Source organism: Arthrobacter sp. U41 (genome assembly GCF_007679325.1).
In the GTDB taxonomy this organism is placed as follows: domain Bacteria; phylum Actinomycetota; class Actinomycetes; order Actinomycetales; family Micrococcaceae; genus Arthrobacter.
This window is the reverse complement of sequence record NZ_VEGI01000003.1, coordinates 257,260-266,136: the sequence shown is the minus strand read 5'-3', so window position 1 is coordinate 266,136 and position 8,877 is coordinate 257,260. Positions and strand designations below refer to the sequence as shown.

Sequence of the window (8,877 nt, the reverse complement as noted above, 5' to 3'; positions counted from 1 at the left end):
CATCCCCCCCCCCCCCCCCCCCCCCCCCCCCCCCCCCCCCCCCCCCCCGCGCCCCCCCCCGCCCCCCCCGTCGTGCTGTCAGCTGGCTGCTACTGCGCTGCCAGGCGTTCCTTCAGGCCTTCGAGTTCGGAGCGGAGCGCCGCCGGGAGCGAGTCGCCGAACTGGGCGTACCACTCCTCGATCGAGGCCAGTTCCGCCGCCCATTCCTCGGGGTCCACGCGGACGGCATCGTCCACATGGGAGTGTGTGAGGTCCAGGCCAGTAAGGTCCAGCGACCCGGGCGCCGGCACGTAGCCGATGGGGGTCTCGACGGCGTCCGCCTTGCCCTCGATGCGCTCGATGGCCCACTTGAGGACGCGGGAGTTGTCGCCGAATCCGGGCCACGCGAAGCCGCCGTCGGCGGTGCGGCGGAACCAGTTGACCAGGAAGATCTTGGGCAGGCGTTCCTGGTTGGCCTTGGCGGAGAGATTGACCCAGTGGTTCAGGTAGTCGCCCGCGTCGTAGCCAATGAACGGCAGCATGGCCATCGGGTCGCGCCGCAGCACGCCCACCTGGCCGGCCGCGGCCGCTGTGGTCTCGGAGGACAGCGTAGAGCCCATGAACACGCCGTTGGACCACGTGCGGGACTGGGTCACCAGCGGGATGGTGGTCTTCCGGCGGCCGCCGAACAGGATCGCGGAGAGCTCGACGCCGTCCGGGCTGAAGTACTCCTCGGCCAGCATGTCGATCTGGGAGATCGGCGTGCAGAAGCGGGAGTTCGGGTGGGCGGCGGGCTGGTCCGAGTCCGGCGTCCAGGAGTTGCCCTGCCAGTCGGTCAGGTGCGCGGGAGTCTCTTCGGTCATGCCCTCCCACCACACACCGCCGTCGTCCGTGAGGGCCACGTTGGTGAAGATGCTGTGGCCCTTGGCGATGGCGCGCATGGCGTTGGGGTTGGTGCCCCAGCCGGTGCCCGGGGCGACACCGAACAGGCCGGCCTCCGGGTTGGTGGCGCGCAGTTCGCCTTCCTTGCCGATCCGCATCCAGGTGATGTCGTCACCGAGGGTTTCGACCTTCCAGCCCTCGATGGTGGGATCCAGCAGGGCGAGGTTGGTCTTGCCGCAGGCGGAGGGGAAGGCCGCGGAGATGTAGTAGTTCTTCTTTTCCGGTGAGGTCAGCTTGAGGATGAGCATGTGCTCGGCAAGCCAGCCCTCGTCGCGGGCCATAACGGACGCGATGCGCAGGGCGTAGCACTTCTTGCCCAGCAGGGCGTTGCCGCCGTAGCCGGAGCCGAAGGACCAGATGGAGCGCTCTTCGGGGAAGTGCACGATCCACTTGTCCGGGTTGCAAGGCCATGCGACGTCGGCCTGGCCGGGGGCCAGCGGTGCGCCGAGGGAGTGCAGGGCGGGTACGAAGAACGCGTTCGTGGCGGTGATCTTGTCCAGGACGTCGGTGCCGATCGTGGCCATGATGCGCATGGAGGCGACCACGTAGGCGCTGTCCGTGATTTCCACGCCAAACTTGGGGTCCTCGGCGTCCAGGTGGCCCATGACGAACGGGATGACGTACATGGTGCGGCCGCGCATGGAGCCGCTGAACAGTCCGCGCAGCTTCTCCTTCATCTCCGCCGGGGCCATCCAGTTATTGGTGAAGCCTGCATCGCGTTCGTTCTCGGAGCAGATGAAGGTCTGCTCCTCGACGCGGGCCACGTCGGCGGGGTCGGAGAATGCCGCGAAAGATTTGGGGAACAGCTTCTCGTTCAGGCGGGTCAGCGTGCCCGCGGCGACGAGCTCGTCCGTGAGCCGGGTGTTCTCTTCCTCGGAGCCGTCTACCCAGTGGATCCGGTCCGGCTGAGTCAGTTCGGCCACCTCTTCCACCCACGCCAGCAGGCCGGCATGTGTGGTGGGTGCCTTTTCAAGCAACGGCAGTCGCGCCAGATCTCCCATTACGGTTCCCTTCCTCGGGTTCAGTGGTGTTTCCTAAATGTAGGGCTAGATCACCCCCCGAAATCGGGGCGAGATGTCAGACGTCCGGGCGCCCGGAAATCGAAAACCGCGGAAATCCAAGGAATACCTGCCACAAAAAGGCGACAATTTGTGACTAAGGTCACGTAGACCGGTCTAGTAGTCCAGATTACACCCGTTTCGATTTGTATCTGCGGCCCCACCTCGCGTAAAGTAATTCGAGGTTCGGGGAGCGAGAAGTTCCAAGAACTGAGAATGCGCCCATAGCTCAGCTGGATAGAGCGTCTGTCTACGGAACAGAAGGTCAGGGGTTCGAATCCCTTTGGGCGCACAGAGAAAAAGATCCGCACCGGTCCGCCGGTGCGGATCTTTTGTTTTCCGGCCCGATCGGAAATCCGCGGCGGTTTCGGACACACGCGTGCCGGATCCGGGCCGCGTTGGTCTCAAACCGTAGCGGAAACCCGGGCAGCGACCCGGCGCCCTACGCCCCCACGGCAGCCGCGATCCGGCGGCGCATCGCGTCAAAATGGCTGCCCAGGCGTTCCGCAGCCAGAACCGCATCGCCCGCGGCCACGGCCTCGTAGATCTCCCGGTGCAGGGCCGCCGCCCCTTGGAGGCAGGGCCCCTCGGCTCCGGCCAGGTCCATGTGAAGCCGCCGGTACACGTTCCAGAAGACGCCCAGCAGGCTGATCAGAAGGAAGTTGTTGAGCGGCTCGAACAGCCTGCGGTGAAACTCGGCGTCAGCTTCGTCGAAACCCTCCCCCGCGCCGGCCAAGGCTTCCATCCGGAGCACGGCGTCCTCGACGGCCCGCAAGCCCTCCGGGGTCATCAGGTCCATGGCGCCTGCAATCAGCCCGGACTCCAGCGCCTGCCGCGCCTCCACGAGCTGCAGGGCTTCCTGCCCGTGATGCCGCAGCGACAGCCGGCCCCGGAAGGTGAGACCGTCCGCCAGGGCATCAAAATTGCTGGGGGCCACGAACATTCCGAAGCCGTGGCGGATCTCAATCACGCCCAGGGCCTGGAGGACCTTCAGGGATTCCCTCAGGGTGTTCCGGCCGACGCCCAGCTCGGCGGACAGTTCGTTCTCCGTCGGCAGCGCGTCCCCCGCTTCCAGCCCGCGCTCCAGGATGAGTTCCATGATGTCGGCCTGCAGCGCCTTCAGCCTGGCCTGGGCGCTGAACCTCGCCGGCGGAATGGACCTGCCGAGAGCCGCGCCCGCGCAGCCGGCGGCCGGTCCGCCTGCGGTCACATTGCCTGGCGCCATGGCCTTCCCCTCCCCCAAAGATGATCCCAACAGTAGCGGTGGTCCCACGTCCTGCAAAGGGTTCCCGTGGACGTTCACGTCACGGCTCCGGGCGTAGGCTTTTGCCATGACGGAACAGTTTGATCGGGAATTCGATGTCATTGTGATCGGCGCCGGCGCCGTGGGCGAGAACGTGGCGGACCGCGCGGTGCAGGGCGGGCTCACGGCAGTGCTCATCGAAGCGGAACTGGTGGGTGGCGAATGCTCTTACTGGGCCTGCATGCCGTCGAAAGCGCTGCTGCGTCCCGGCACCGCACTCCACGGCGCCCAGACCGTCCCCGGCGCCGAGGAAGCCGTCACCCGCACCCTGGACGCGGCCGCCGTCCTGAAGCGCCGCGACTACTTCACGTCCAACTGGCAGGATGACAGCCAGGTTAAATGGGTCGAAGAAACCGGGATAGAGCTGATCCGCGGCCACGGCTGGATCACGGACACCCGGATGGTTGAAGTCGCCGGAGTGGATGGCAACAGCTATGTGCTCACGGCACGGCACGCCGTTGTGGTGGCCACGGGGTCCGCGCCCACCGTGCCGCCCGTCGAGGGCCTGTCCGAGGTGGACTACTGGACCACGCGGGAGGCGACGTCCGCCCGTGAGATCCCGGGCCGGCTGGCTGTCCTGGGCGGCGGCGTGGCCGGTACCGAACTGGCCCAGGCGTTCGCCCGGCTCGGCGCTTCGGTGACCCTGGTGGCCCGCGGCCGCCTGCTGGGGGCCTTCCCGGAGGAGGCCGCCGCGCTGGTAGCGTCCGGGCTGCGCGCGGACGGCGTGGATCTGCACCTCCACACCGGCACGAACAGTGTCCGCGAGAATGACGATAATTCCCTCACCCTTGAGCTGGAGGGCGGCGCCACGGTGACGGCGGACAAGGTCCTGGTCGCCACCGGCCGGCACCCCGCCCTCGAGGGGATCGGACTGGAAAGCATCGGCCTCGCCGCCGCGGAAGGGACGGAACTCCGGCTCAGCACCGATTCCACGGGCCTCGTCGCGGGCGCCGCCGGGAACGACGCCGACCCGTGGCTGTACGCTGCGGGCGACGCCGCCGGGAAGGCCATGCTGACGCATCAGGGGAAGTACGGGGCGCGCGCCACAGGTGACGCCATCGCTGCCCGGGCCAAGGGCGAGCTCAGGGGCGAGGCCGCCGCGTGGAGCCGCTACGCCCGGACCGCCGACGACCACGCGGTGCCCAACGTTGTGTTCACCGATCCGGAACTGGCCACTGTGGGCCGGACGGTGCGGCAGGCGGAACGGGACGGTTTCCGGGTGTCCTCCGTGGAACTGCCCATCCAGGTGGCAGGGTCCTCGCTGCACGCCGAACGGTACGAGGGCTGGGCCCAACTGGTGGTCGACGAGGACCGCAGGGTGCTGCTGGGCGCCACCTTCGCGGGACCCGACGTTGCCGAGCTGCTGCATGCCGCCACCATCGCGGTCGTCGGCGAAGTGCCGCTGGACCGGCTGTGGCATGCCGTGCCCGCCTACCCCACCATCAGCGAAGTCTGGCTGAAGCTGCTGGAGGAGTACGGGCTCTGAACCGGTCTGCAGGCCGCTCCGGCGGTCTACTTGCTCACACTATTTGAACTGACCGGTCAGTTTAGTTAGCCTTGTCGTAGACATCCATCTGCGAAAGGCTCCCCTTGCTCCGCGTGCAACAGCTCTCCGTGAACGGCAGACGGGACAAGTTGCTGCCAGCCACGTCCCTTCAGGTCCGGCGCGGTGAACTCCTGCTGGTCTCCGGCATCCGCCAAGACCAGCGCACGGCCCTGTCACTGGCCCTGAGCGGACGCCTGAAATCCTCCGCCGGCCACGTTGAGTGGGACGGGCGGCCCGGGATCAAGTCCCTGCGGCAGGCGAGCGCCGTGGTGGACTCCCCGGGGGTGAACGAACCCGAGCAGCACCTCAGCGTCCGCGACCTTGTCACCGAGGACCTGTCCCTGATCCCGCGCCGCCACCGTGGACCCGTGGCCAGCAAGCCTTGGCTTAAGGTCAACCGGTTCGAGGACATCGCCGGGCTCTGGGCCGAGCAGCTTCCGGCCGGCCGGCGGGTCCAGCTGCTCACGGCACTTGCCCTGGCGAACCCGCAGACGGATCTGCTTGTGGTGGATTCCCCGGACCGCCACGGCAATCCCGACGACTGGCTCCCGCGGCTGGAAAACCTGGCCTACGACGCCGGCCGGCCCCTCGCCGTCGTCGCCACCGTCATGAGCTTCCCGGCAGGATGGACCGGCCCGGCAGCGACGATCGGCAATGGAGTCTCCGACGGCGATCTTCCCCCCGACTGCGATTTTCCCGCCGGACCCCTGGAAGCATCCACCACACCTGACACGACACCTGAAACTGAGGACGCAAAGTGACTGTGCTGCGGCTGGCCCGCTCCGAACTCAAGCGCATGACCGGCGGCCTGCTGCCGAAGCTCACCATCCTGGCGCTGATCATGGTCCCCCTGCTCTACGGCGCGGTGTATCTCTACGCCAACTGGGACCCCTACAGCAACCTGGATCAGATTGACGCTGCCCTCGTTGTGGAGGACACCGGCGCCACCTCCGCCGACGGCGCCCGGCTCGAGGCCGGACGGAAGGTCGCCGACAGCCTCGTGGACGGTCACGTCTTCAACTGGCAGACGGTCTCCGACACCGAAGAGGCGGACCGGGGTGTGAGCACGGGCAAGTACGCCTTCGCCCTCAAGATCCCCCAGGATTTCTCGGCGAACCTGGTCTCCCCCGGGAGCTTCGACGCCGCCAGCCAGGCCATGCTCAATGTCACCACCAATGACGCGAACAACTATCTCCTGAGCACCATCGTGGACAAGCTCACCACCGCCGTGCACGCCACGGTTGCCGCCGAGGTGGGTGAGGAAACCGCCAACCAGCTCCTCACCGGTTTCGGGACCATCCACTCCCAGATGCTCAAGGCCTCCGACGGCGCCGGGCAACTGGCCGACGGCGTCGCCCGCCTCCATGACGGGGCGGTCACCCTGCACGAGGGAAACACACAGCTGAGCGCCGGTTCAGGCGAACTCTACGCCGGGCAGGTCAGACTGCGCGACGGCGCCAACGAACTCAGCACGGGGGCCTCCCAGCTCAGCGACGGGCTGGGGCAGCTCAAGGACAAAACGGCCTCCCTGCCAGCCGATTCGCAAAAGCTGGCCGACGGCGCCGCCCAGGTGGCTGCCGGAAACGCCGCGCTGAACACCAAGGTGCAGGACGTCGTCAGGCAGCTGGACGCGGCTGACCAGGGGCTCAGGAACCGTGTGGTGGCCTCCAACGGCCGGCTGATGGCCGCAGGAATCATCACCCCGGCCCAGGCGGACAGCATCCTGGCTGACTTTGATACTGCTGCGGCGTCGGCCCCGGCGGCTGACGCCGAGGAGAAAATTCAGTCCGACGCCGCGCAAATCCAGCAACTCGCAGACGGCGCGGCTTCGGTGAGCGCCGGCGCCGCCAAGCTCGCCGCGGCCACACCCGGGCTCACCAACGCCATCACCAAGGCCTCCACCGGCGCAGACCGGCTGGCCGGCGGGGCGTCCACCCTCGCCGCCGGCCAGCAAAGCGCACTGGACGGCACCGCGAAACTCTCCGAGGGCGCCCGGCAGCTCGACGACGGCGCCGACCGGCTGGAAGACGGGTCGGCCACCGCCTCCGAGGGCGCAGGAACACTCGCGGCCGAACTCGCCAAGGGCACCGGCCAGGTCCCCAACCCCAATGATGCCCAGAAGGACAGCCTTGCCAAGGTGATGGCGGATCCGGTTGCCGTCAGCAACGTCTCGCAGGCCAAGGCCGGCTCCTACGGCGCCGGGCTGGCGCCGTTCTTCCTCACCCTGGCCCTGTGGATCGGCGTCTTTATGCTGATCCAGGCGATGCGGCCCGTCACCCAGCGCGCGTTGGCCTCGAACGCCCCGGCGTGGAAGATCGCCGTAGGCGGCTGGTTCCCGTTCCTGGCCGTCTCCGCCGTCCAGGCGAGCCTCCTCACGCTCGTGGTGGACGTGGGGCTGGGGCTCAACCCCGCCCACCCCTGGCTGATGTGGTTCCTTATGCTGGCCGCCGCTATGGCGTTCAGTGCGATCATCCAGGGCGTCGTCGCCCTGCTCGGATCCCCCGGCAAGCTCGTGGTGCTCATCCTCCTGGTGCTGCAGCTGGTCTCCTCCGGCGGGACTTTCCCGTGGCAGACAACGCCCCAGCCGCTCCACGTGGTGCACCAGCTCCTGCCGATGGGGTACGTGGTCAACGGCATGCGGCACCTGGTCTACGGCGCGGACCTCGCCGTCATCCTGCCCACGATGCTGGGGCTGCTTGGCTACACTTTGCTGGGAATGGTCCTGTCCACCCTGGCCGTCCGAAAGCACAAGTACTGGACGCTGAAGACCCTGAAACCGGAGATCACCGTATGAGCAGCCGCGCCAACAGCACACCTGCGGGCGCCGGAGGTGTGGAAACTGCCGTGAATACTGCCGGGGAATCTGACGCTGGCACGCCGGCGGACACCGTGAAGAAGCTCCGGCCGGCCCGCACCAACGCGACCAAGCAGAAGCTGTTTGAGGCCTCGATGGAGCTTATCGGCGAACGCGGCGTGGCAGGCGTGACGGTGGATGAGATCGCGGCGGCCGCCGGGGTCTCCAAGGGCACCGTGTACTACAACTTCGGCAGCAAATCGGACCTGATCGCCCAGCTGTTGCGCCACGGAGTGGACATCCTGCTGGCACGCCTGCTGAGCGTCAGGGATGATGCGGCGGATCCGCTGGCGGCAATGGACGAAATGATCGGCCAGGCCATGGACTTTATGGACCAGTACCCGTCCTTTGCCCGGCTGTGGGTCAGTGAGAACTGGCGGACCCCCAGCGAGTGGCAGGATACTTTCGCTGAGCTCCGCGGACGGCTGCTCGCCGTGGTGAGCGCGGCGATCGACGGTGTGGCGGCTGTCTACCCGGTGGATCCGGCGGTGTCCCGGGGCAGCCTGGAAACCGCGATCTTCGGGGCCTGCTTCGTGGTGGGCCTGGACCGGCAGACTTACAACCCGGAGCGGACCCGTGAGCAAAGTGTCGCGGCAATTATGGCCTCCATGCGCGGCTACATCGTGAAGTAGCCCCCGCTCGGGGATGATGATTCACATGGGCCACATGGGTAACAGCGGCAAGATTGCCATCGGTGCGTTTCTCGCCGCTCTGGCGCTCCTGGCGCTGACCGGCATCACGCTGCACGAAACCGTCTTCCTGTGGTTCCTGGCGGCCGCAGGCGCGGCCTACGTGGCCTGCGTCGCCGAGGTTGTCATCCGCCGGCGGCACCGGACCCTGACGGCCAGCGGGATCGGAAGCATCCTGTTCATCGCTTTTGGCGTTGCGTTCCTGCGGCAGTGGGGCTTGGCCTTCAATCCTGATCCGGACGCCATGTCCACCCGTGTGGATGCGGAGCACCCGGATCTCTATTTCTATCTGGCCGCCGCTTTCGGCGCGGCCACGCTGCTCCTGCTGGTCGCCGGAACTGTCCTGCCGGGCCGGGGCAGGCGTCCGCGTACCGCCGGCGCTGCGCCGCGACGGCGGCCGGCGCCGGCCGCGAGGCGCCCTGCACAGAGACGCCCGGCCCCCAGGGCGGCTGCCCCCAGCGGCGCACCGTCCCGGACCGCCGCGCCACGCCCGGCACCGAGGTCCG

The 8,877-nt window shown here is 67.9% G+C and carries 6 protein-coding genes and 1 tRNA gene; 5 read left to right on the top strand and 2 right to left on the bottom strand.

What is annotated here, in order from left to right; all coding sequences use genetic code 11:
* Positions 1-89 precede the first annotated feature (89 nt).
* Positions 90-1,922, bottom strand: coding sequence for a phosphoenolpyruvate carboxykinase (GTP) (locus tag FS787_RS12570; protein ID WP_144672740.1), 1,833 nt, complete (start codon positions 1,920-1,922; stop codon positions 90-92).
* Between the two features lie 275 nt (positions 1,923-2,197).
* Between FS787_RS12570 and FS787_RS12565 the strand changes: the two genes are divergently transcribed.
* A tRNA-Arg gene (locus FS787_RS12565) sits at positions 2,198-2,271 on the top strand.
* A 150-nt stretch (positions 2,272-2,421) separates the two neighbouring features.
* On the opposite strand, the gene FS787_RS12560 is transcribed toward FS787_RS12565, so the two are convergent.
* Positions 2,422-3,204, bottom strand: a complete 783-nt coding sequence (locus FS787_RS12560; RefSeq protein ID WP_144672739.1) for a FadR/GntR family transcriptional regulator — start codon at positions 3,202-3,204, stop codon at positions 2,422-2,424.
* A 106-nt stretch (positions 3,205-3,310) separates the two neighbouring features.
* On the opposite strand from FS787_RS12560, the gene FS787_RS12555 reads away from it, so the two are divergent.
* The 4 genes from FS787_RS12555 to FS787_RS12540 all read left to right on the top strand — a co-directional run bounded on the left by FS787_RS12555 (position 3,311) and on the right by FS787_RS12540 (position 8,314).
* Positions 3,311-4,768, top strand: a complete 1,458-nt coding sequence (locus tag FS787_RS12555) for an NAD(P)/FAD-dependent oxidoreductase (protein WP_144672738.1) — start codon at positions 3,311-3,313, stop codon at positions 4,766-4,768.
* A 104-nt stretch (positions 4,769-4,872) separates the two neighbouring features.
* Positions 4,873-5,589, top strand: a complete 717-nt coding sequence (locus FS787_RS12550) for an ABC transporter ATP-binding protein (RefSeq protein ID WP_260982535.1) — start codon at positions 4,873-4,875, stop codon at positions 5,587-5,589.
* Entirely contained in the window at positions 5,586-7,622 is a 2,037-nt protein-coding gene (locus tag FS787_RS12545; protein WP_144672737.1) for a YhgE/Pip family protein, read from the top strand. Before FS787_RS12550 ends, FS787_RS12545 begins: the two co-directional genes overlap by 4 nt.
* A 50-nt stretch (positions 7,623-7,672) precedes the next feature.
* Positions 7,673-8,314: a TetR/AcrR family transcriptional regulator gene (locus FS787_RS12540; RefSeq protein ID WP_144672736.1), complete on the top strand. Its 642-nt coding sequence runs from the start codon at positions 7,673-7,675 to the stop codon at positions 8,312-8,314.
* The last annotated feature ends 563 nt before the right edge of the window (positions 8,315-8,877 follow it).

Bases quoted from the DNA above. Each gene is read 5' to 3' on its own strand.
- FS787_RS12570 (WP_144672740.1), bottom strand. From the start codon at position 1,922: ATGGGAGATCTGGCGCGACTGCCGTTGCTTGAAAAGGCACCCACCACA.
- FS787_RS12560 (WP_144672739.1), bottom strand. From the start codon at position 3,204: ATGGCGCCAGGCAATGTGACCGCAGGCGGACCGGCCGCCGGCTGCGCG.
- FS787_RS12555 (WP_144672738.1), top strand. From the start codon at position 3,311: ATGACGGAACAGTTTGATCGGGAATTCGATGTCATTGTGATCGGCGCC.